Source organism: Deltaproteobacteria bacterium (assembly GCA_026129095.1).
Lineage (GTDB): Bacteria > JAGRBM01 > JAGRBM01 > JAGRBM01 > JAHCIT01 > JAHCIT01.
Map to the genome: position 1 here is coordinate 54,923 of JAHCIT010000006.1, position 24,509 is coordinate 79,431.

The window sequence follows — 24,509 nt, forward strand, 5'->3', positions numbered from 1 at the left end:
CCGGACACCGTCATGGAAATATCGTCAAAAGTGGCTTCGCCGTTTGTCGTGGGTTGCGTGACCGTGCCGTTCAGGCTGCCGGTTCCGCTGGTCAGTTCAACCGTGACGTCCAGGCCGTTGGTCGTGGACTGGTTGCCGTACTGGTCGGTGACCACACCCGTGAAGGTCGCCCAGTCTCCTCCGGCAGTTTCCGTGGGTGACGGGAACGTGCCGAACCGGACATAGGCGTCGGCACCTGGGGTCACGTCGAACGGATTGGAGATGGCCAGATCAAGCGGCGGGCTGGACGTCGCCAGCAGGGTGTAACCCGATGCTGCAATATCCACGTGTGTATTCAGGAAGAAAACAAAACCGCCAGTAACAGTCTTCGGATTGATCGTCGTACTCAGGACAGCCATTCCACCCGTAGGATCGTAATCGAAGGCCAGCGTCACCTCTGTCGAATAGTCATCAGCCACCAGGTTGCCATGCTGGTCATGCACCTGGACCGCCACTGACTGGCTCTGGTCAGCCGTGCGGCTGATGGGACCGGAGGTGAACGCCAGCCGGGCCGGTGCGCCGGGCGTGACATCGAACAGATTGGAGTCGTCATATGCCAGTCCCGGCGATGTCACCCTCAGCATGTAGTTCGACCCCACCTTGTCCAGATGGACCTGGTTGAAGACGGCGAGGCCGTTCGTCGCGAACACCGGATTTGTCCCGGCTGAAAGCGTTGCAGCACCGGGGTTCCATTCGATCGCCAGCGTCACGAGCGGCGGCGGCGGATTACCGGAGCCGCCAAGGTCCACGGCGGGCAGGTTGTCGCCCATTGTGCCGCCTGTTCCACCCCGACCGATCACATCGCCAAGGCCAAGCTGACCCCAAGCATTGTGACCCCAGCATTTGAGATCGTGATTATCCAATATGGCGCAATTACTCGAAAAACCCGATGCAAGGGCAAGAGCCGTCCGGCCGGACCCCAGATTCACCGCCGGAAGGTTATCGCCCATTTGACCAGGCGCATTACCGCGGGTTGTCGTATTACCAAGGCCCAGTTGGCCGGAGGCATTATCGCCCCAGCATTTCACGCTCCCGTTATCCAGCAAGACGCAGGTGTGGGAGCCCGAAACGGCAAGTCCTGTCACTGTCCTGCCAGTGCCAAGGCTAACCACTGGCAGGTTGTCACCCATTTCGCCAGGTCCGTCACCACGAGTGACGGTATCCTCAAGTCCAAGCTGCCCAGAAGGAGACCGGCCCCAGCACTTCAGATTCCCATCGTTAAGCAGGGCGCAACTGTGATCCTGTCCCGCGCCTACAGCAATCGCGGTCTTCCCGGCACCAAGGTCTACTGCGGGAAGATTGTCGCCCATTTCGCCGGGCCCGTCGCCACGATTGTCAGTATCGCCAAGACCGAGCTGGCCATAAAGGTTTATGCCCCAGCACTTGACCTGTCCGTTGTCCAGCAGGGCACAGGTATGATTGGTGCCCAGTGCGACATCAACAACAGTCCGGCCAGTCCCCAGATTTACCGCAGGCAGGCTGTCGCCCATGTGTGCAGGCGATGAACCGCGCTGTCCTGCATCGCCCAGCCCTAGCTGGCCGGACCCATTTGTCCCCCAGCATTTTAGGCTCTTGTCGTTCATCACGGCACATGTATGGCCGGCATTGGAAGGTCCGGCCGCAATCTTCACCGCCGTAAGCCCGGTCCCCAAATTCACGAATGGCAGCGCATCGCCCATATGGGCAGGACTCGTACCCCGGTGCGTCGTGTCCCCCAGACCGAGACGGCCCTGATTGTTCGTGCCCCAGCATTTGACAGTTCCATCAACAAACAAAACACACGAGTAGTCGGAACCAATGGCCGATTGCATAGCGGCCAATCCGGTTCCCAGATCCACGCCAGGCAGGTTATCGCCCATCTGGCCAGGACTACCACCTCGGTTCACTGAATCACCAAGCCCCAGCGCACCATTGGTATTGTGGCCCCAGCACTTGAGTGAATGATCACTCATTACCGCACAGGTTCTAACACCGCTTCCGCCTCCAGAAACCGCCACCTGCACCGGCATCGGGCGGAACGGACCCGTCACATCGTTCCCGTAGGCATCCCGTACCTGGGCGCTGACCATCTGGGTGTCGTCGGCCGTGACCGTGATTGGCTGCTGGACAACGGCGAGTGCCGCCGGATCGCCCGGCGTGATGTCGAATGGATCGGAATCCGCCGTTCCGTAAGCGGGGACCGAGGACGCCCGCAGCGTGTAGCCAGACGACACCTTGTCCACCCACAGGCCGGTAAACTGGGCCACGCCGCCGGAAGCGGTCACGGGGTCGAAATCGTAGGAGAGCGTCGCGCCCACCGGGTTGTTCATCAGTGTGAGCGAAACCTGGGTCGAGCTGTCCGAAAGCACCGTGTTCCCGTAGTCGTCATGAATCTCGACCTCCACGGACTGCAACGCCCCGGCGGCGCGGTTCGCCGGATGACCCGTGAAGGCGAGACTGTTTGCCAAGCCGTGCGTCACGTCGAACGGATCGGAGATCGCCAGATCAAGCGGCGGGCTGGACGTCGCCAGCAGGGTGTAGCCGGTGGCCGCCTTGTCCACATGGACATCCTGGAATACGGCGTATCCGCCGGAAACCGTCAGCGGATTCACAAGTGCCGTCAGGCTCGCAAACCCGCCCGTCGGGTCGTAATCGAATGCCAATGTCACTTCCGTCGTGGAGTCGTCGTCCACCAGATTACCGTACTGGTCGTGCACCGATACGCCGACGTCCGGATCCTGATCGGCGGTCCGGTTTGTGGGCTGCAGGAAGAACGCCAACTGGGCGGGAGCGCCGCGTGTAATGTTGAACAGGCTGGAGTCGTCATATGCCAGGCCGGGCGAGGTCACCCTCAGCATGTAGTTCGACCCCACCTTGTCCAGATGGACCTGGTTGAAGACGGCGAGGCCGTTCGCCGCATAGACCGGATTTTCCAGCGCCGTCAGAGCCGATCCGGCCGGGTTGACCTCGATCGCCAGCGTCACGAGCGGCGGCAGCGGATCACCCGAGCCGCCGAGGTCCACGGCGGGGAGAATGTCGCCCATGGTGCCGGGTGTAGCGCCACGAAGCAGCGCATCACCGAGGCCAAGCTGTCCGTTAAAATTGTATCCCCAGCATTTCACGGTCCTGTCGTCAAGAATCGCGCAACTGTGACCGGAACCTGCGGCCAGCCGGATCGCCGTCCGGCCCGTGCCGAGATTCACAACCGGAAGATTGTCGCCCATCTCGCCGGGGCCGTCACCGCGGTCTTGCATATCTTCAAGACCCAGCGCGCCGTTGGAGTTGCTCCCCCAGCATTTTACGGTCTCGTTATCGAGAAGCGCGCACGTGTGGCTGTTCCCCGACGCCAGCCTGGCCACGGCCCGGCCGGTACCCATATCCACGGACGGGAGGTTGTCGCCCATTTCACCCGGTCCATCGCCGCGATTCTGCGTGTCACCGAGACCCAGTTCGCCAAACAGGTTGCTCCCCCAGCACTTCAGAACCCCGTTATCCAGGACAGCACAGTTATGGACAACTCCTGACACCAGCTTAAGCACCGTCCTGCCAGTGCCCAGATCCAGAGCCGGGAGGTTGTCACCCATCTCCCCCGGTCCGTCGCCCCGATCATCCGTATCCCCAAGGCCCAGTTGGCCCCGATCGTTACGGCCCCAACACTTGGCACTACCGTTGTCGAGAACCGCACACGTGTGGCTGTCTCCCGCTTTCAACTGCACCGCCGTCCGGCCGGTACCGAGGTTCACAGCAGGGAGGCTGTCGCCCATCTCGCCGGGGCCGTCACCACGATCCTGCATGTCTCCAAGGCCTAACGCGCCATTCAGGCTGCCTCCCCAGCACTTGACGGTCCCATTGTCGAGAATTGCGCAGGTGTGGCCAAAGCCTGCCGCCAGTTGGACCGCCGTCCGGCCAGTGCCCAAGTCCACGGCCGGGAGACTGTCACCCATCTCGCCCGGTCCGTCGCCCCGGTTCTGGGTATCCCCAAGACCCAACTGGCCGCCAATGTTACGGCCCCAGCACTTTACGGTCCCATTATCGAGGAGTGCACAGGCATGGAAGTTGCCCATCGCCAGTTGGACCGCCGTCCGGCCAGTGCCAAGGTCCACGTCCGGGAGACTGTCACCCATCTCGCCCGGTCCGTCGCCCCGATCCTGCGTGTCTCCCAAGCCCAGCTGACCATGCTGATTGTGCCCCCAGCATTTCACGGCCCCGTTATCAATAATCGTACAGGTAAAGAAGCCACTTGCCGTCACCTGCGATGGCACGGGCCGGAACGGACCGGTCACCTGGTTGCCGAAGGCGTCCCGTATTTCAGCGCTGACCATCTGGGTGTCATCGGCCGTGACCGTCACCGGCTGCTGGATAAACAGGAGCTGGGCCGGATCGCCCGGCGTGATGTCGAACGCGGCGGAGCTCATCGTCCGCGGACCCTGCTGGGCCTGGAGAACCTTCGAGCCGGTGATATCGATGCTCAGGCTGTCCCCAGGCACCCAGGAGGCAACGCCCGCCACTGGTGCCACGGTGACCGTGCCCGACAGGGAACCTGACCCGCTCCAGAGCGACAGCGTGATGTCGGCCACCGAATCCGGTCCGGTCGTGACCGTGTTGCCGTAGCCGTCACGCACCTCGACCACCGGCAGGAGCGGCGATCCGGCCTGCGTGGCTACCGGTTGCGTCGTGAAGGCCAGCGCCGACGCCACGCCGTGCGTGATATCGAAGGAACCGGAATCGGCGAAGGTCAGCCCGCCGGCCGTCGCCCGGAGGGTCTTCTGACCCGCCATGTCTATCGTGAGCGCATGACCCACCGACCAGGTAGCGACACCGGCTGTCGCGGGTATTGACGTGTTTCCATTGAGCGCTCCTGTACCCGACTGGAGCGCGAGCGCGACCGTCAGGGTCGAATCGGGACCGGTCGTCACCGTGTTGTCGTACGCGTCCCGTATCTCGACTTCCGGAAGCAGGAAGCCCCCGGCTGCCGTGTTCACCGGCTGGACCGTGAAAACGACGTGGTCACCCGGACCATGAGTAATGTCGAAGGGATCCGAAACATCCGGGACCAGCGGCGGAACGGATGTCGCCTCCAGCGTGTAGCCAATGCCCGTCTTGTTCACATGAACGCTCAGGAACTCCACTTCGCCAGCCGAAGCGATCTTCGAGGGCCCGCCCGCGATGCTCAGTGTCGAGCCGCCGGGGTTGTCGTAGATCGCCAGCGTGATTTCCGTCGCGTTGTCGGTGGTGACGAGGTTCCCGAATGTATCCTCTATAAACACGGTGATGTTCTGGGTGATACCGGCCGAACTGTTCGCCGGCGGGAACGGGAATGCCAGCCGGCTTGCTGCGTCAGGAACAATCGTAACAGGCAGCGGGTCCGAATCGCCCCCCGGCAGCGCCGGGGAAGTGACCTTGATGGATATCCCCTCGGCCACTTCATAACTGATGTCCGTGAAGTCCACGACGCCCGCGGTGGCGATACCGGATGTGGTCCCGGTCAGGTTGCTGATGCCTGAGTCCAGTTCCAGCAGGACCGTTGCCGTCGAGAAGATGCCGGTCGTGACCGTGTTGCCGTACGCGTCCTGGATCGCCGCGCTGAAACTGTCCCAGGTGACGCCCGCCGTGATCGGACCCATCTGGCCGGGGGCCGGAGCGACAAACCCGACCTGCGCGGCCGCGCCGTGGGTTATGTTGAACAGGTCCGAGTCGGCATCGGTCAGGCCCGGCGAGGTCACCCGCAGCCGGTAGCCGGAAGCCACCCTGTCCAGATGGACCTGGTTGAAGACGGCGAGGCCGTTCGTCGCGGGAACCGGATTTGTCTCGGCTGAAAGCGTCGAGCCGCCCGGGTTGTCTTGTAGAACCAGGGTAATGGCGGGAGCCGGAATACCCGTACCGCCAAGGTCCACGGCGGGCAGGTTGTCGCCCATCTCACCGGGCTGGTCGCCGCGATGGGCAGTATCACCGAGGCCCAGCTGGCCATTGGCGTTTGCACCCCAGCATTTCACATTGAAATTGTCGAGAATTGCACAGCTGGAGGCCGTATGCGCTGCCAATTTAGTCACTGTCCGGCCCGTGCCGAGGTCCAGGACAGGAAGGCTATCACCCATCTCCCCAGGACCGTCACCACGGTCCACCATATCCCCAAGACCAAGCTGGCCATTGGTATTGTAACCCCAGCATTTTGTGGTCACATCATCAAGAACTGCGCAGGTATGGTAATAGCCCAATGACAGATGGGTAGCCGTTCGGCCGGCACCCAAATTCACGGATGGGAGACTGTCACCCATCTCACCAGGCCCATCACCTCGATTTGCCGTATCCCCAAGCCCCAGTTGTCCAGAGCTGTTCCACCCCCAGCATTTTACATCTCCGTTGTCGAGTATTGCGCAGGTATGACTTTGACCTGCCACCAGACTGATCGCAGTCCGGCCTGTGCCGAGAGACACGACCGGCAGATTATCACCCATCTCGCCACCGTTATCGCCCCGATGGGCCGTGTCGCCTAGACCCAACTGGCCGTTAGTGTTGTTACCCCAGCACTTGACAGTCTGATTATCGAGAAGTGCGCAGGTATGGTATTGGCCTGCCACCAGACTGATCGCAGTCCGGCCTGTGCCGAGAACTACAGTGGGGAGGCTATCTCCCATTTCCCCCGGCCCAATTCCGCGATCCACCGTATCTCCGAGACCAAGCTGGCCATTTCCAGCTTCTCCCCAGCACTTGACAGTCTGATTATCGAGAAGTGCACAGGTATGATAGCTGCCCGCCGCCAGATCCATTGCAGTTCGGCCCGTTCCAAGATCAACCGCGGGGAGATTGTCACTCATCTCGCCAGGGCCATCACCTCTGGTCACAAAATCACCGAGTCCCAACTGGCCGAAGCTGTTATTTCCCCAGCATTTAAGGGCCCCGTTATCGAGTATCGCGCAGGTATGATCGCTACCGGAAGCAAGCTTGATCGCAGTCCGGCCTGTACCTAGAGACACGGTCGGGAGATTATCACCCATCTCGCCACCGTTATCGCCCCGGTGGGCCGTGTCGCCCAGACCCAGCTGGCCGTTAGTGTTGTAACCCCAGCACTTGACGTTGCCGTTACTGAGAAGGACGCAATAGCGGTGAAAACCCGCCGCCACCTGCACCGGCACCGGCCGGAACGGACCGGTCACGTCGTTCCCGTAGGCGTCCTGAACCTGGGCGCTGACCATCTGGGTGTCGTCGGCCGTGACCGTGATTGGCTGCTGGACAAAGGCAAGCTGGGCCGGATCGCCTACCGTGATGTCGAACGCGGCGGAGCTCATCGTCCGCGGACCCTGCTGGGCCTGGAGAACCTTCGAGCCGACAATGGCGATGTTCAGGCTGTCCCCAGGCACCCAGGAGGCAATGCCCGCCGACGGCGCCTTGGTAACGGTGCCTGACAGCACACCCGAACCGCTCCAGAGCGACAGGGTGATGTCGGCCACCGCATCCGGGCCGGTCGTGACCGTGTTGCCATAGCCATCACGCACCTCGACCACCGGCAGGAGCGGCGATCCGGCCTGCGTGGTTACCGGCTGCGTCGTGAAGACGAGCGCCGATGCCGCGCCGTGGGTAATGTCAAAGTAGTCCGACGAGGCAGGCGTGAGCGGCGGAGATGAAAGTGCTTCCAGCGCGTATCCGGTAAATGCCTTGTCAATATGGACGCTGGAGAACACCGCTATGCCCGCCGAAACCGTCACCGGATTTACCGCCACATCCAGCGTGGCCGCGCCGCCGCTCGGATCGATATCGAACCCCAGCGTGATCTCGGTCGCAAAGTCGGTATCCACAAGGTTGTCATGGAAGTCCCGGACCTCCACTTCCACGCTCTGGCTCTGGTCGGTCGTGCGGTTGCCCGGCTGGGTGACGAACGCCATCCGGTCCGGAACACCGGGAGTGATGTCGAAGGGATCGGTTACATCACTTCCGAGACCGGAAGCCGTTGCTTCCAGCGTGTATCCGGAGCCTGTCCTGTTCAGTGCCACCGAGACGAAGGTCGCGCTGCCGCCCGTGGCCATCACCGGATTGGCGGACACACTGAGAGTTGAGCCGCCCGGATTGTCGAAGATGGCGAGGGTGATTTCGGTCGTGTTGTCCGAGGAAGCCAGGTTGCCGTACCCGTCCCGCACCTCGACCGTGAGGGACTGGGAGTTGTCCGTCGAGCGATTAACAGGCTGTGAGAAGAAGACCAGGTGATCGGCCGCGCCGTGCGTGATATCGAAAGAACCCGATGTCGCGGGCAGCAGCAGCGGCGGCACCGCATCGGCGCGCAGGGTGTAACCCACGCCCGCCTTATCCAGCCGGACATCAACAAAATCCACCAGACCGGCATCCGCCGTTTCCGGATTGACAATCACCGAGAGCGAGGACGCACCGGGGTTATCCTGGATTGAAAGGGAAACCACCGTCGTGCTGTCGCTCGTTACCCGGTTACCCTGCTGGTCCTCGATCTGGACGGAAACACCCTGCACATTGTCCGCTGTTGAATTCGCCGGGCCGCTGAAGAAACCGAGCCGGAACGCCACGCCGTGCGTGATGTTAAACGGAGCCGAGACATCGGGGGTCAGCACCGGAACCGAATCGGCCCGCAGCGTGTAGGCACTGCCCACCCGGTTCAGGTGAACATCCACGAATGCCACCACGCCAGCCGCTGCCGTCACGGGATTATCAGCCATGGTCAGCGTCGATCCGCCGGTATTGTCCTGGAAGGCGAGCGTCACCTGGGTCGTGCTGTCCGTGTCAACCACGTTGTCGTTGGCATCACGGATCTCGACCGTCACGTTCTGCACGTCGTCGGCCGTCACGCCGGCCGGACCGCTCACGAAGGCGAGCTTCGTGGCCGCACTGGCGGTAATGTCGAATGGATCGGAAACGCCGGGAATCAGCAGCCCGGAACCGGCTTCCAGCGTATAACCGGTCCCAGTCTTGTCCAGATTCACGCCGGTAAAGACCGCTACACCTCCCGTGGCATCAAGCGGGTTTTCATCGGCCGTGATGAGCGCGCCGCCGGGATTGTCAAAAATGAGCAGTTCGACGGTGGCGGTGGAATCCGGCCCGGTGCTGACCAGGTTGTCGAACTCGTCCTGAACCTCCACGGTAACGCCCTGCGTCCCGGTAGAGGTCTGGTTCGTGGGCTGCACGGTGAACACCAGCTTGTGCGCCGCCGCGTGAGTGATATCGAAAGGAGCTGAAATCACCGGCACGAAGGCCGGAACCGAGTCGGCTCGCAGCGTATAACCGGAAGCCGCCTTGAGCAGGGCGACGCCTGTGAAACTGGCGACGCCGCCGGACACCGTGACCGGGTTCGTATCGCTGAGGAGAGCGGACGCGCCGGGGTTGTCATGCGTCGCAAGGGTAATCTCGGTCGAACCATCCGATGTCACCAGGTTGTCCGAGGCGTCGAGCACATGAACCGTCACGCCCTGCCCCTCCCCGGCCAGGGCATTGGCGGGCGGAGTCGAGAAGGCGAGTTTCGACGCGGCGCCGTGGGTGATGTTGAACGGATTGGAAACAGCCGGCGTCAGAACGGGAACCGATGTGGCTTCCAGCGTGTATCCCGACCCAACCTTGTCCAGCCGGACACCGGTGAAGGTCACGCCGCCGCCGAAGGCCGTCACGGGGCTCGCGTCCACAATGAAGGCGGAGGAACCGGGGTTGTCATAGATCGCGAGCGAGACGCCCGTCGCGTAGTCGTCGGTCACCAGGTTGTCGTTGATGTCCCAGATTTCGACCGTCACGTTCTGGGTGTCGTCGGCGGTGGTGCTCGACGGGCCGCTCAGGAACACCAGCTTGGCTGCCGCGCCGGGGGTGATATCGAACGGATCGGAGACGGCCACATCCAGAATGCCCGAACTGGCTACCAGAATGTAAAAGATGCCCGTCCGGTCGAGGTTGACGCCGGTAAAGGCCGCCTCGCCCCCCGTGGCGTTCAACGGGTTGACATCTGCTGTCAGCACCGCGCTGCCCGGATTTTCGAAGATGGCGAGGGTGATGCTGGCCGATGCGTCAGGGCCCGTACTAACCAGATTGCCGAACTGGTCCTCCACGGCAACCGTCATCTCTTGTGTACCGGTGGCGGTCTGGCTCGTGGGCTGCACGGCAAAGGCGAGCCTCGTTGCCGCGCCGTGGGTGATGTCGAACGGATCCGACGTGCCGGGGGTGAGCACGGGGACCGACGTCACTTCCAGCGTGTAGTTCGTACCAGACCTGTCCAGATGCACGTCGCTGAAGGTTGCGATACCGCCGGACACCGTGACCGGGTTGAACTCGACCGTCAGTGTGGAGCTCCCCGGATTACTGGCGATGGCAAGCGTGACTGACGTTGTGCCGTCGCCAGTCACAAGGTTGTCGCTGGCGTCCTGCACCTGAACCGTCACGGACTGGGTCTGGTCGGCCGTCCGGCTGACCGGTCCGCTCGTGAACACCAGCTTGGTGGCCGCGCCGGGGGTGATATCGAACGGATCGGAATAGCCGAAGCTGAGCGGCGGGACCGATGAGACCACCAGTCCATAACTGTCGCCGGTCCTGTTCAGTCTGACGCCGGAGAAAAATGCCGCGCCTGCGGATGCCACCACCGGGTTCTGATCCACGAACAGCGTCGATCCGCCCGGGTTGTATTCGAATCCCAGCGTGATGCTGGTGGTGCTGTCCGACACCACAAGGTTGCCGAACCCGTCGATGATGTTCACCCAGAGGGATTGGGACTGGTCCGCCGTACGGTTCACCGGCTGGGTATCGAACTCCAGCGCAAAGGCAGGAGCATGATTCACCGTCACCGGTGCTGTGACCGAATCGGTCAGTCCGCTGGACACCAGCTTCACTGAAATCACTTCGGCGGTTTCATAGGAAATATCGTCAAAATCCACGACGCCGAGGAAAGCCATGCTGGATGCCGTTCCCAGCAGGGCGTCACTGCCACTCACCAGCACGACATCAACATCGGCCGAGGCGTATGGCCCTGTCGTTACCATATTGCCGTACTGGTCGCGGATCTCCCCGGTAAACGTCGTCCACGTCTGCCCCGCTTCCACCGGACTGGCCGGAGCCGGGCTGAATGACACCTGCGTAGCAACCCCGTGCGTGACGTTGAATGTTGCCGATACCGCCGGAGTGAGCACCGGGACCGAGGTCACCTCAAGCGTGTACCCCGTGCCCACCTTGTCCAGATGGACACCCGTCAGGTTCACGACGCCGGAGCTGGCGGTCACCGGGTTGAAGTCGGCACTGAGCACCGACCCGCCCGGATTGTCATAGAGCGCCAGCGTGACGCTCGTCGTGCTGTCGCCGGTCACGATGTTGTCGTTGGCATCCTGCACCTGGACCAGAATGTTCTGGCTGTCGTCGGCGGTGACGTTCACCGGTCCGAGAAAGAACGCCAGCTTGGCCGCCAAACCCGGCGTGATGTCGAAAGAATCCGAGATCGCGGCAGTCAGGCCGCCTGATGTCGCCCGGAGCGTGTACCCTGTCCCCGCCTTGTTCAGGTTAATGCCGGTGAACATCGCCACACCCCCGGTGGCGCCGAGCGGGTTACTGTCGGCCGACAGCGTGGCACTCCCCGGATTGTTCCAGATCGCCAGTGTGACGTTCGCCGTGGCATCCGGGCCGGTATCCACGAGGTTTCCGTACTGGTCACGGACCTCTACCGTGACACCTTGCGTAACCGTGGACGCCTGGGTCACCGGCTGGCCGGTTATGGCGAGCTGAGTCGCCGCGCCGTGAGCGATATCGAAACTGTCCGAAATGCCGTCGTTGCTGACGCCATCGGAGGCGCGAAGCTCATAGCCAGCGGCAACCGCCGTCACATGAACAGCCGGGAATACCGCGACGCCGTTCACCGGCGCCACTGGGCCGCCACCCGACAGGACTCCGCCGCCCGGATTCGACTGGAACGTCAGCGTGATGGGATCCGAAGCGGATGTGATGGTGTTGCTGAACTCGTCCTGGACGGTCACTTCAACCGATTGCGGCGAATCGGCGTCACCATTCACCGGCTGGGCGGTGAATACGAGACTGATGTTCGACGACGGGTTCACGGTAACCGGAACCGCCGATGAGGGAGTAAGGCCTCCCGACGTCACGCGCACCGTGATCGCCTCGGCCGTGTTGTAGACGACGGCATTAAACGTGGCGACGCCACCCGAAGCGGCTTCGGAGAATGTTCCGCCGAAGGAGCCGGTTCCGGCGACACGCTCCACCGTCACCGTGGCGCCAGAACCCGTCATGTTGTCGTACTGGTCGAGTATCGAGGCCGAGAACATGGACCAGACCGTGCCTGCCGTCTGGGGACTGGAGGGCGGCGTCCCGAACACGACCTTTGCCGGAACGCCGCTGGCATTATCAAACGGGTCGGAGGTGGCAAGGAGCAGATCGGGTAACGAAGTGATGCGAAGCGTGAAATTGTTACCCATCTTCGTCAGGCGAACGCCAGTGAAGGTCACCGATCCGGCGCTGGCGGTGAGGCCGTTCCCATCCAGCAGCAGCGTCGCACCACCCGGATTATCCCAGATCGACAGCGTGACCTGGGTGGTATTGTCGCCTGTCACCAGGTTGCCATGCTGGTCATGAATCTCTGCCGTGATCGACTGCGGGGTATCGGCATCGGAGTTCACAGGCTGCCCGTTGAATGCGAGCCGGTTCGCCGCGCCGTGGGTGATGTTGAACGCGCTGGAAGTATCGGGTGTCAGCACCGGGACCGATGTCACCTGGAGCGTGTAACCCGTGCCCACCTTGTTCAGGTTCACACCCGTGAAGGCTGCAATACCGCTGGCCGCCGTTACCGGGTTCGTCGTCACCGACAGCGTTGAACTGCCCGGATTGTTCTGGATCGCCAGCGTCACCTGCGTCGTGCTGTCCCCGATCACGAGATTGTCGCTCGCGTCCCGCACCTCCACCGTAACCGACTGGGTTCCGTCGGCCGTCTGGTTTGTGGGCTGCACGGTAAAGACCAGCTTGCTCGGCGCGGCCGGAGTAATGTCAAAACTCGCTGAATCGGCGGTCCGTGGTCCTTGCGTGGCGCGAAGGGTTTTGGTGCCAACCGAATCGATATAGAGGCCGTCTGGGGCAGTCCAGGTGGCGACACCCGCCACTGGCGCCTTGGCAGCTGTTCCGAACAGCGAGCCCGTTCCGGACTGAAGCGTCAGCGTGATGGTCGCCGTCGAGGCGGTTCCCGTGGTCACCGTATTCCCCGAACCGTCGCGGACCTCCACCACCGGTGTGAGCGCCACGCCCGCCGATGTCGTCACCGGCTGCGTGGTGAACACCAGTGCAGTTGCCGCTCCGTGAGTTATATTGAAGGCGCTGGAATCGTCCGGCGTGAGGCCCCCTGCCGACACGCGGAGGACATAGCCCGTACCCGGCCGGTTCAGGTTGACGCCGGTGAAGGTCACCATGCCGCCGGCTGCATTCTGAGGGTTGCTACTGCCGACGCTGAGCGTGGAACCGCCGGGATTGGTGAGGATCGAAAGCGTGATGCTGGTCGAGGCTCCTGCGCCAGTGGTGACGAGGTTTCCGTAATCGTCCTTCACCTCGGCATCGACACTGGCCGAGTCGTCGGCGGTCATGTTCGGCACCGACGACGTGAGTTCGAGATAGGACGCGGCGCCATGAGTAATGCCGAACGACGGTGAGATCGCATCGGTCTGAAGCCCGTTCGAGGCGCGGAGCGTGTACGTCCCCACGAGATCAATCCGCACCACCGGGAAAGTGGCCACTCCGTTCACAGGTGCCACGGGTCCACCGCCCACCAGGAACGCGCCGCCAGTGCCGGTCTCGATGGTCAGCGTGACCGGATCAGTCGAACTGGTCGCCACGTTGCCGCCAGCGTCGTAAACCGTCACCTCGACGGGCTGCGTATCGTCGGCCGTCACGGTCACCGGATCGCCGGTAAATTCGAGATAGTCCGGCGCGCCGGGATTCACCGTCACCGGCACGTTCGCGGTCGGCGTAAGCCCGCCGGAAATCGCACGGACCGTGATCGCCTCGGCGGTTCCATAGGTAATGGTCGTGAACGTGGCCGTGCCGCTCACGGCGGCGACAGCCGTCATGCCGCCAAGCGACGACGACCCGCTCACCAGTTGCAGGGTGACCGTATTGCCCGCGCCGGTGAGGTTCAGGTGCTGGTCGTAAATGCCGACCGAGAAGGTCGTCCAGGTGGCACTGGCGGCAACCGGGCTCGTGATGGGCGTGATAAACGCGAGCCGGTCCGGAGCACCGGGGGTGATATTGAACGCATTCGACGTGGCCGGAGTGAACACCGGTACCGAAGTCGCCTGGAGCGTGTATCCCGTGCCCACCTTGTCCAGATGCACACCCGTGAAGGCCGCAATACCGCTGGCCGCCGTTACCGGGTTCGTCGTCACCGACAGCGTTGAACTGCCCGGATTGTTCTGGATCGCCAGCGTCACCTGCGTCGTGCTGTCGCCCGTCACGAGGTTGTCGTTCGCGTCCCAGATCTGGGCCGTCACGTTCTGTGTCCCATCAGCCGTCTGGTTCGTGGGCTGTCCGGTCACCGCCAACTTCGCCGCGGCACCGTGTGTGATGTTGAACGCATTCGATGTGGCCGGTGACAGCGCCGGGACCGACGTCACTTGGAGCGTGTAGCCCGTGCCCACCTTGTTCAGGTTCACACCCGTGAAGGCTGCAATACCGCTGGCCGCCGTCACCGGGTTCGTCGTCACCGACAGCGTGGAACTCCCCGGATTGTTCTGGATCGCCAGCGTCACCTGCGTCGTACTGTCGCCCGTCACCAGGTTGTCGTTCGCGTCCCAGACCTGGGCCGTCACGTTCTGTGTCCCATCGGCCGTCTGGTTCGCTGGCTGCCCGGTGATCGCCAGCTTCGCCGCGGCACCGGGAGTGATATTGAACGCATTCGATGTGGCCGGTGTCAGCGCCGGAACCGATGTCACCTGGAGCGTGTAGCCCGTGCCTACCTTGTTCAGGTTGACGCCACTGAAGGCCGCAACGCCGCTGGCCGCCGTCACCGGGTTCGTCGTGACCGACAGCGTGGAACTCTCCGGATTGTTCTGGATCGCCAGCGTCACCTGTGTCGTGCTGTCCGACGTGACCGTGTTTCCGTACTGGTCGCGGACCACTGCCACGACTCCCTGCGCGGCGGTGGATTGCTGGTTGACCGGCTGGGCGGTGAACGCAAGCTGGCTGGCGATGCCGTGAGTGACGTCAAAGGCCCCGGTGGTGGCCGGTGTAAGCGCCGGGGCCGACGTCGCCTGAAGGGTGTAGCCCGTACCTGTCCGGTCCAGATGAACCGAGGGGAATACCGCCACGCCGGCCGATACCGTTACCGGACCGCCGCCCGTGATGACTGATCCGCCGGGGTTGTCCTCGATGCCGAGACTGACCTGGGTCGTATTGTCGGACGCCACCACATTGCCGAACTGGTCGCGGACCTGAACTGTCACCTGCCGGGTATTGTCGGCCGTCGTTGTCACCGGCTGCTGGGAAACAAAGAGTTGCGTGGCCGCGCCGGGCATACCCGTGGCGGAGAATATCTTGTTCTGCGTCGCTACCAGCCCCGTAACCGATACCGTGACCGCGTTAGCGCCTGCGACCGTCCCGAGCCGGAGCGTATTCTGTGCCCGGCCGTTTACATTCGTCGCCTGGGCGGCGGCAGCCTGAAGCAGGCCGCCTCCGGCGGTTACGGCGAAGTTTGCCGTGGCATTGGGTACCACGTTGTTGAACTGGTCGCGGACCTCGACCACGAACGGCTGGGCGAGAACCGTGTCCACGGTGCCTGACTGGCTGTTGCCGGAGATTATCGTCAGCGTGGCAGGCACGTCGGGGTTCGCCTGGGCGGTGAATGTCACCGGAGGCGGCGCGAATGCCCTTGCGGCGACTGAATAGGCGCCAGCAACTGTTCCCAGCGTATAACTGGCCGATGCCCGCCCATTGGAATCGGTCGTCTTGATCGTTCCGCCGGCAATGGTCCCGGATGGCGAGGGAGTGAATACGACTTCGGCGCCTTCGACCGGCGTCCCCAGCGGTCCGGTCACACGGACGACGAGCGGCTGGGAGAGAGCCCGCCCCACGGTGCCGGTTTGCCCGGTGCCGGATTCGATCGTGACAACGGGCACACCAATGAACGCGGTGTTGATGGCGATGGTTTCCTCGGCCTTGGTCAGCGTGACGGTTTTCTGGCCGTCGTAGTAGCGGACGTCATTCACGGGCCCCAGCGGGTTCTTGTCCCGGATGACCACGGCGCGAACAGTGACCGGACTGGCCGTGGGGACGTTGGGAACGCGGAGCACGATTACGTCGTCGGCAGACGGATTGCAGTCGGCGCCAGCCGCGACATCGCCGGACTGGCACCGCTCGAAACTGGGGCGGTTGACGATCTGCACGTTCTGGAAGCCGGTGGAGGTTGTGGTGAGCCGGACGTAGAGAACTTCATTGGCCTGGAGCGCGCCGACGGCACTGCCGAGCGACAGGGTGATGCGCGCCTCCGGCGGCGCGGGTTCTTCCGAAAGGCACCCTGGCGCGGCCAGCATCGCGGCGGCTGCCATCAGTGCCAACATCCACCGGCGGTGGAATCTGCTGTATGTGTTCACGTTCGAGGACTCCCCCGGCCTTGCATCACCGCCTGGCGAATGCACGGCCTCTTTCTCATCTGAAATCGCGTCCGGGAAACAGGCTGACCGGTCAGAAAACGGCGCATCGGGACATCATCGTCACCGATGCCCGCCACACAACCCGGTTTCAGCCAGACACTCCCCCGTCAAAACAGGATATTTAAAGCATTATAAGTTTACCTTAATGCCCTGCTCACTCAAAGGTCATGGGTCACATTGCAAACCAAATTTGCTGAATAAATCAGGGGTCTTGTGACCCATGTACACTCGCCGGACCTGGCCCCAAAAGGACTTGTGACACCAGTCACTAATGCAGCCCTCAAACCGCAAAAAACAGGTCGTGCGAACGGGGATGAATAATATTCATATTAGCAGGACCGTTTCATTCTGATATTGCAGATTAAATAGAATGTTTCACGCCAAAACTATCCAAAGTGACGTGACACGGCTGCTGGTGCATCGTCCTTGGCCGGGGTAGCTTGCCGGTAGTCCTCCCACATGAAACAGGAGCGCGGCGAAGCGATGCGCCCATGACTGACCGCACAAACCGCAAAATCCTGCTCATAGCCCCGGAAAACACGTTCGGAATCGGGTTTGCCCGGATTCCGAACCTGGGAATGGGCTACGCGGCGGCGGCGGCCAGAGCCGCAGGTTTCGGATTCGACTGGCTCGATGCGGCTGAAAAGCCCTTCAGTAGCGGCGACGTGCTACGCCAAGTCCAGAACGCCTCGCCGCCCTACACGGCAATCGGGCTGAACGTCTTTACTGCTTCGCTCTCCCCCTCGCGGAACCTCGCGGCGCAACTGGGAAAAATCCCAGGCATTCCGCCCCTCATCCTTGGCGGTCCGCACCCGACATTTGAGCCGGAAGAGACGTTCAGCGAGATACCCGCCGCCCGCTTCCTGTTCCTGGGCGAGTGCGAAGAGGGGCTGGGCCCCCTGCTGGACCTTCTCGCCGGTTCACTGGAGCCTTCTGAACCCGAACTGGCAAAAATCCCGAACCTCTGCTGGCGAGCCCCTGACGGAACGATCCGGAAAAATCCGCGATCGTTTGTCGCCGACCTGGACCGGATCGGCATGCTGCCATGGGACCGGATCCGGCCGGACCGGTACCCGCTGGCTCCCAACGGGATATTCTCCAGGCGCAACCGGATCGCGCCGATGATCGCCACCCGCGGCTGCCCGTATACCTGCACCTTCTGCGGCGCACCCAACAGCATGGGCAAGAAGATCCGCACCCGCTCGCCGGAGCACATGATCGAGGAGATCCGCTGGCTCCAGCGTGACTTCGGCATCCACGAAATCCACTTCATGGACGACAACTTCACGCTGGACCGCCGGTTCCTCAGGGCCTTCTGCGAAGCGGTCCTCAGGGCCGGACTCAGGTTCGACTGGGCCTGCCCGAACGGCGTCCGTCTCGATTCGCTTACCGAAGAAACCCTGCCGCTCATGGAACGGGCTGGCTGCTATTCGTTTGCCGTCGGCATCGAATCGGGCAGCCAGCGGGTGCTCGACCTGATCGAGAAGAAGCTCACCCTGGAGGAGATCGAGGAGAAAGTGGCTCTTGTCCGCCGCCTGACGGATATTCGCATGACCGGATTTTTCGTCATCGGGCTTCCGGGCGAAACGGAGGCGGAGGTCAACCAGACGATCGATTTCGCACGGCGGCTGCCAATTCACCGGGCCAACTTCTTCAACTACTCGCCGTTTCCGGGAAGCCCGATCTATGACCGGCTGAAGGCGGACGGGCGTCTGGACGGTCTCGACCTTTCCAGTCTCTACATACATCGCGTCCAGTATGCGTCCGACGAACTGGGACACGACCGCCTGAAAAGACTGCAGCGAAAGGCATATGTGAGTTTCTACGCCCGGCCGGGAGTACTGTGGGGAATCGCCCGCGAGATCAGATCGTTCAGCCAGGTGGCGACAATCGGACGCCGGGTCGGCCTGCTGGCCGGCTGAAACGGTTTTCCTGCGGCTATTCCGCCGCCTGTGCTGCGGCAGCTTCCCTGTCGGCGGCGCGAAGGATGGCCAGTTCCTCATCGGAGACAGTGCCCTTGCGACGGATCGGGAGCGCAGTGGCACGGGTCCGTTCCAGCACTTTCCGGAGCCGGTCGGTCACTTCCTGTTCCTGCTTCTGGTTCAATTCGAGCAGGAGCCGCAGTGCCTCGCCCACCAGCGGGATGTATTTCTGCATGTAGCTGCGCTTGGCGAACTCGTCGGCCGTGCGGCGCTGGCCGCTCACGTAGAGCTTGAGGCGGCGTCCGCATTCCTGGATGGCGAGCTTGATCTCCTTGATGATCTCGTCGTAGTGGGCGATCGCTTCCTTCGATTCGCTGGTGAACGGTACCCACACGCTGGCCATGTGGACCATCACAACGAATGGGCCGGTGGGCAGGGCGCCACGCGATTGCTGCAGGCCGTACGATTTCCAGTCGGTCGTCAGCACGGAACGATGAATGGCGCAGGCACCCTGCTGGTACTGGAGCGGCACCCGGTTGGCGAACCGGAACACGTCGCAGAGTTCATCGGCCGGCAGGTCGCCGCCATAGGCGAGCCCCACCTCGATCTGGAAGGGATTTCCCCGGTAGACGACGGGCTTGCGCGTCGTCGAAGTGACGAACGCCGCCTTGAACCTCGCCTTGAGGCTGGCTTCCAGGCGGGCCTCGCCGATGGGGGAAAGGCAGTTCGACGGCGGCGCCATGATCTTCACGGTCTGCATCGCCTTGTAAAGCGCCTCGATGTCGTGGGCGGTCAGGTTACGGGGTTTCGCCGAGGGCTTTACCTTCGCCATCTGGCAGATTTCCTCGGCGATCATGTCCGACACCCGGGAGAAATCGCCCTTGAGCGCCGACTTCACTGTATGCCCGGATGTGTCCTGGAGCATCTTGATGAGCATGCCGAGTTCGACCCCGTGCGGATGGGGCTTGATCTCCAGCGCCTCGACCGGGAGTTCCTCGGATGCACGCTCGTAGATCACCGCCTCGCCCGCGGGCGGACGGAAGATGATCCGGGCATGGGGGTTCGAAACCGCGGTGAGCATCAGGTACTCGTCCACCGACCGCTTGCCCTTCTTGTAAAGGCCGGAGAGTTCCAGCTCCACGCGTGTTCCGTGGGGCTTTTCATACTTCTCGTCCACCGTCTCGTTCGACATTTCCGGCTGGTTGAGGCGCGTATTCAGCGTGATGTCCAGCGCCACCGCCGGACGGCCTTTCCCGGTGCGCGACACCACGTGAACCGGCTTGCCGGTCGTCAGTTGCGCGTACATGCCTGCTGCCGATATCCCGATTCCCTGCTGGCCCCGGCTCTGCTTCAGCCGGTGGAACTTGGAACCGTACAGCAGCTTTCCGAACACCTTGGGGATCTGTGGCTTGGGTATGCCGGGGCCGTTGTCGTCAATGGCAATCCGGTACCGGCCTTCGGAAATTTCCCTGATGGCGACCTCGATTTCCGGCAGGATCCCGGCTTCCTCGCAGGCGTCGAGCGCGTTGTCGACCGCCTCCTTGATCGCCGTGAGCATCGCCTTCTGGGGATTGTCGAAACCGAGCAGATGGCGGTTCTTCGTGAAGAACTCGGAGACCGATATCTCCCGCTGCTTCTTCGCCATGTCCTCGGCCGAGGCGCGACGCTGCGGACGCTTCGGCTCAGGCGCGGTGGAAGGCTTTTCAGCCAGTGCTTTTGCGGGTTTCGTGGGCACCGGTTTCGCCGGTGATTCCGCCACTGCCATCAGATCGAGCTGGGAACTCGCCTTGGAGGGCTTTGCTTTGCGGGCCATGACGTACACAACTTCCGGACCCGGCGCGCCCCCACTCACCAACAGTCAAAACGCCGGAGTCTCCAACGGTCAGGAGTGACTATCTTGCACAAAAATGGCCCTGAGGTCCACTGCACAACCCTCCGCTTGGGCGCGGGTTCCGGACGTGCAGCAGTTCACCCGCCGCCTTCTTCGGGTGCCTCGCCATCGAATGCCTCGGCCAGTTCGCGCTCGGTGGCCGTGGCGTAATCGAGTCCGAAGGCATCGTGCCAGAACTGGACGCTGTGTTTTTTCCCGATCAGGCGGGCCACGTCAAAAACCGAATCGGCACTGTCGTCGTTATCATCATCAAAACTGAAGCGGATGTGGAGCTCGACCGCCGTTTCCCCGCGAAGCTCCTTCGCATGGGAAAGATCAATGACCGCGCCGGTATGCAGTTCCACTTTAAACTCATCGCCGCTCGGCCTGGCACGCGGATAGTTGCGTATATCCTCGACGATCTCGCGCCAGCGGATCTCGGCGCCCGGCTGACGCACGCGAATGGTATAGAGCATGAGCGTCCCTCCGCGCCCCTGCGGCCCTTTAACGGCCGCCGGTCGACAGCCCCTTCTTCAGTTCCAGAAGCCGCTGTTTTTCCTCGACGGTGAGCGATTCGTCACTGAAGTTCCGTGACATCATCTCGTCCAGATAGCGGTCGTAATCCTCGTTCTTGCGCTGCATGCGGGCCAGCTCGGTTGCTATCTCCACGCTCTTCACCCGTATTTCCGCATGATACGGATAGAGATAGAGTGCCATGGACGTTTTGGCATCCTCCCACAGATAGCGTTTCGCGCCATCCTTTTCGTCCTGGCTGATTGGCTGTCCGTAGCGGGCGGTAAAGGACGAATACATCTGCTGGTTGACATCCTTGCTGGTCAGTTTCACCCGGATGTAGAAAAGCTTTCCCTGAAACAGCCGGTATTCACTGAACCCGTTATTCGGAAACGAGTAGCTCGTGTAAACGGTGATGTGCGGCTGAAACCGGTCCACGTCCTCGGCGAGGTTGCGTATCCGCTCGCGAAGGTCCTCGATCGTCATGCCCCACTGGGCCATCTGGAATCCTTCCGGAAGGCGGGAGGCATGCCCCGCAGCCGGGCACAGGACGCTCAGGGCAAGCGCCACAACGGCGCTTCTGGCAAGGGTGCGAAACATTATCTTTAATCTAATACCATGGTCCGGATTGGCCGGTCAAAACAGCGTTTATTCGGTCTTTATCAGGGCCAAATGCCCGGAATAACGCCGCTTGCGAAAACCGTGAAAAAGCCCCATATTCCGGGTGGACGCCGCACCCCCGGCGTGGGGCGACGTCCGGTAAAACCATGAGCGACACCGGTTCCGCTGCACACTTTACCATCTACACCACCCCCATCTGCCCGTTCTGCGTCAGTGCCAAGCGTCTGCTGACACAGCGTGGATACCGGTTCCGCGAGATATCGGCAGCCGACCCGGAAGTCCGGACGGAAATCTCCAGCCGGAGCGGCATGCGTACCGTGCCGGTGATCTACCTTGGAGACCGGCTGATTGGCGGGTACATGGAACTGGCCGAACTGGACCAGAAGGGCGAACTGGCGAAACTGTTGGCTAGCCCGGCGGAATGACCCCGCCAGCTATGGCCGGGGAATGAACCTGACCGGCGGAGCGTCATCCGAATCCGGCTGCTCAGGCATCTCTTCACCGACGGTCTCTCCCTTTACATCCGGGGCATCCGTCAGCGGCAGCGGCTGCCTGTCTTCGTCTCCAGCCTCGCTGCCGGGGGCCGGTGCAGCCGGCGGAGACGTATCCGGCAGGCGCCAGTCAAAATAGCTGTACCGGATCTTGTAGTTTTCGGGATCGATCGCCATCCGTTCCTGCCGGTCCAGAAACGGCATGATGAACCTGAGCAGTATCTGAATGTCGCCGGCGTCTTCCTCTTCTTCCCAGCGGGAAACCGGACGGCTCTGGTGGACCGGAAGCGGTCCGCCCTCTTGAGTCATGATCCGTTCCCGGTCCCATAGCAGCACCGGCGAGAGAAACAGCGTCTTGTCAGGCCCTGACCGGTAGTAGTTCTCCCGCTGGCGGAAGAACGACTGAACCCGCCGGTCGAGATAACTGTCGAACCGCACACCGCCCGGCAGTTCGGCCGGAATCGGGGCGCCCGACCTTCCGCCGCGAGCGAGCACGAAAGGCCATCTGGGATCGGGGAACTCTTTCCAGAGCACATCGTTCTCAATCGACCTGAGCGTATGGCGTTCGCCACCGGCACGAATGGCCCGTGCCGTCCAGAAACCCGGCACGCGGCGTACCGAATCGGCATGGTCCCCGGGGTCGGGAGCGGCGCCCACCGGCCGCACACGCTCCGGTGGATAGTGGTCGAGAATCGAGGCGACCAGAAGCCCATGGTACACACAGAACCAGTAGGCCTTGCGGTCCTCCACCGAACGGTTGCGAAGCATCTCGGCATTCACGCGGGCAGCCTTGGAGAGAAACCGGTCGATCTGGTCCCTGCGGGCGAGAAGTTCCCGGAAGTTGATCCATCCCCGTTCGTCCACGAGTCCACGAAGTGCGCCGTTGTAGTCAGTACGGTCGAGAACGATCACCGACCCGCCGGCGGGCGGCGCCAGTGCGGCAAGGACTGCTGCCGTCAGGAACGCCGCTACTAGCGGCGTTCGAGTGCGCGCCCGGCCTTGCGCCGGTCGCGCCGGATCGTGCGGAGATAGAGGCGGCCGAACCAGACGAGCCCGGCCGCGATCAGGGCGTACAGGAACCACTGGTACAGTCTGACATACAGAACGAGCATGTCGAGCACGAGTACGAAATTGGGATCGATTTCGATCAGTTTCTTGTAGGACTGGATGGAACCCCGCAGATCGCCCATGTCTCTCAAGGTATAGGCGCGGCCCAGATGCGCCGGCCGGTAGTCCGGATGGCCGGCCAGCACCGCATCGAACGCCCGAAGGGCCTCTTCGAACTTCTTTTCCTTGTGATCGACCCAGGCAAGGTTGTTGCGGGCCTCCACGAACTCCGGATCAAGAACGAGTGCCTTCCGGAATGCCTCCCTGGCCGACATCAGCTTCCCCTGCTGGAACCGGGCGAAACCGAGTGAGGTCCACAGGCGGGGGTCTTCCGGCGATTTTTCGACCAGCACATGAAAATCGGCTTCGGCCAGCGCAAAGTCGCCGGTCACGAAAAGGCGCGACTCCCCCCGGAATGCACGAAGCACAACGTCGTCTGGCTGCGCCGCGATCTCCTCCTCAAGGAACCGGTATGCCTCATCGTCCCGCCGCTGGCTGAAATAGACCTGAGCGAGGGCGGTTCTGTACGAATTCTCGGCCGGATTTTTCGTGATCAGATCCTTGAGGAAGGAAATCCCCTCCTCCACTGAACCTGCCCGCACCTTCACTTCGGCATAGAGCAGGTGCCCCTTGGGATTGTCCGGCTCCAGCGCCAGCGCCTTTTTGGCCAGTTCGACAGCACCCGCCGGATTGTGGTTCGGACCCGGCGAGAGCCGGATAAATGCCTGCCGGTACAATTCGCGGGTTTCTTCCTGTTCGAGGAAGCCGAACCGGCCGCCGTCCGGCATGGCTACCCGTTCCAGCGACGAAGGGCTGGCGGACTGCTGGGCTGCCGCCTGGCCGGCAAGGGCCAGCACCACCACCGTCAGCTTGAACACCCGCCCCACATGCCGCATGATCGCTCCGCCCGGCCCCGCCGGAATCCGTCTCTCCGGAGCCCTGTTCATGTCCGCCGATACGCCCCCCCCTGCCCGGACGTCCGGGGACGATCCGCTCGAAAAGGCGGAACGGTTATCGGCGGAACTGTGCACGGTGCTCAAACTGCTGCCTCCAGCCGAACAACTCCTAGTCCTTCGTTCTCTCTCGGACAAGATCGATTCGACCGTTCCGCTCACCCGCCATGAACAACGGCGGAACCGGCTGGCGCTGGTTTTTGCCGTTTTTCTGACCGTTGCGGGCGCCGCCCTCTATGGCGTGGAACGGATGAAGGGAACCAACGGGATGACCGGCGGGACCGTCATGCTTCTGGGGCTCATCCTGCTTGCCGGAGCTCTGTCACCCTATCTGGTGCGGCTTCTCCGCAAGCCGTAGCCATATTCGGTCCCCGTTGCAGTTTTTCTCTGGA

9 protein-coding genes (1 of these 9 cut by a window edge) are annotated in these 24,509 nt (G+C 62.5%); 3 read left to right on the plus strand and 6 right to left on the minus strand.

Annotated elements, in window-relative coordinates; translation table 11 throughout:
• A protein-coding gene (locus KIT79_09890) for a VCBS repeat-containing protein (protein MCW5829611.1) crosses the window boundary here: on the minus strand, positions 1 to 16,580 show its 5' portion. 13,237 nt of this gene lie to the left of the window's left edge; the window shows 16,580 of its 29,817 coding nt (coding positions 1–16,580); the start codon lies at positions 16,578 to 16,580; its stop codon lies beyond the left edge, outside the window.
• 551 nt (positions 16,581 to 17,131) lie between these two features.
• On the opposite strand from KIT79_09890, the gene KIT79_09895 reads away from it, so the two are divergent.
• Positions 17,132 to 18,562 (plus strand): radical SAM protein, encoded by a 1,431-nt coding sequence (locus KIT79_09895; protein MCW5829612.1) that lies wholly within the window; start codon positions 17,132 to 17,134, stop codon positions 18,560 to 18,562.
• A 16-nt stretch (positions 18,563 to 18,578) separates the two neighbouring features.
• Here KIT79_09895 and KIT79_09900 read toward each other — a convergent pair whose 3' ends face one another.
• The 3 genes from KIT79_09900 to KIT79_09910 all read right to left on the minus strand — a co-directional run bounded on the left by KIT79_09900 (position 18,579) and on the right by KIT79_09910 (position 21,545).
• On the minus strand, positions 18,579 to 20,375 hold the full coding sequence (locus tag KIT79_09900) for a DNA topoisomerase VI subunit B (protein MCW5829613.1): 1,797 nt from the start codon (positions 20,373 to 20,375) through the stop codon (positions 18,579 to 18,581).
• A 155-nt stretch (positions 20,376 to 20,530) separates the two neighbouring features.
• Complete coding sequence (locus KIT79_09905) at positions 20,531 to 20,908, minus strand: hypothetical protein (protein ID MCW5829614.1); 378 nt, start codon at positions 20,906 to 20,908, stop codon at positions 20,531 to 20,533.
• 28 nt (positions 20,909 to 20,936) lie between these two features.
• Entirely contained in the window at positions 20,937 to 21,545 is a 609-nt protein-coding gene (locus KIT79_09910) for a hypothetical protein (GenBank protein ID MCW5829615.1), read from the minus strand.
• Between the two features lie 167 nt (positions 21,546 to 21,712).
• Here KIT79_09910 and KIT79_09915 point away from each other — a divergent pair, with 167 nt between their 5' ends.
• Complete coding sequence (locus KIT79_09915; protein ID MCW5829616.1) at positions 21,713 to 21,991, plus strand: glutaredoxin; 279 nt, start codon at positions 21,713 to 21,715, stop codon at positions 21,989 to 21,991.
• 9 nt (positions 21,992 to 22,000) lie between these two features.
• On the opposite strand, the gene KIT79_09920 is transcribed toward KIT79_09915, so the two are convergent.
• Together KIT79_09920 and KIT79_09925 are read right to left on the minus strand one after the other, a co-directional pair.
• A complete protein-coding gene (locus KIT79_09920) occupies positions 22,001 to 22,969 on the minus strand; it encodes a DUF547 domain-containing protein (GenBank protein MCW5829617.1) in 969 nt (322 codons plus the stop codon).
• Positions 22,970 to 23,028: 59 nt separating this feature from the next.
• Entirely contained in the window at positions 23,029 to 24,111 is a 1,083-nt protein-coding gene (locus tag KIT79_09925; GenBank protein MCW5829618.1) for a tetratricopeptide repeat protein, read from the minus strand.
• On the opposite strand from KIT79_09925, the gene KIT79_09930 reads away from it, so the two are divergent.
• A complete protein-coding gene (locus tag KIT79_09930) occupies positions 24,110 to 24,475 on the plus strand; it encodes a hypothetical protein (GenBank protein ID MCW5829619.1) in 366 nt (121 codons plus the stop codon). The two genes, KIT79_09925 and KIT79_09930, sit on opposite strands and share 2 nt — an antisense overlap.
• Positions 24,476 to 24,509: the final 34 nt, after the last annotated feature.

What these genes read in the sequence shown, in the direction of transcription:
- KIT79_09895 (MCW5829612.1), top strand. Translation starts at nt 17,132, where the DNA reads ATGACTGACCGCACAAACCGCAAAATCCTGCTCATAGCCCCGGAAAAC.
- KIT79_09900 (MCW5829613.1), bottom strand. Translation starts at nt 20,375, where the DNA reads ATGGCCCGCAAAGCAAAGCCCTCCAAGGCGAGTTCCCAGCTCGATCTG.
- KIT79_09905 (MCW5829614.1), bottom strand. Translation starts at nt 20,908, where the DNA reads ATGCTCTATACCATTCGCGTGCGTCAGCCGGGCGCCGAGATCCGCTGG.
- KIT79_09910 (MCW5829615.1), bottom strand. Translation starts at nt 21,545, where the DNA reads ATGTTTCGCACCCTTGCCAGAAGCGCCGTTGTGGCGCTTGCCCTGAGC.
- KIT79_09915 (MCW5829616.1), top strand. Translation starts at nt 21,713, where the DNA reads ATGAGCGACACCGGTTCCGCTGCACACTTTACCATCTACACCACCCCC.
- KIT79_09930 (MCW5829619.1), top strand. Translation starts at nt 24,110, where the DNA reads ATGTCCGCCGATACGCCCCCCCCTGCCCGGACGTCCGGGGACGATCCG.
- KIT79_09925 (MCW5829618.1), bottom strand. Translation starts at nt 24,111, where the DNA reads ATGAACAGGGCTCCGGAGAGACGGATTCCGGCGGGGCCGGGCGGAGCG.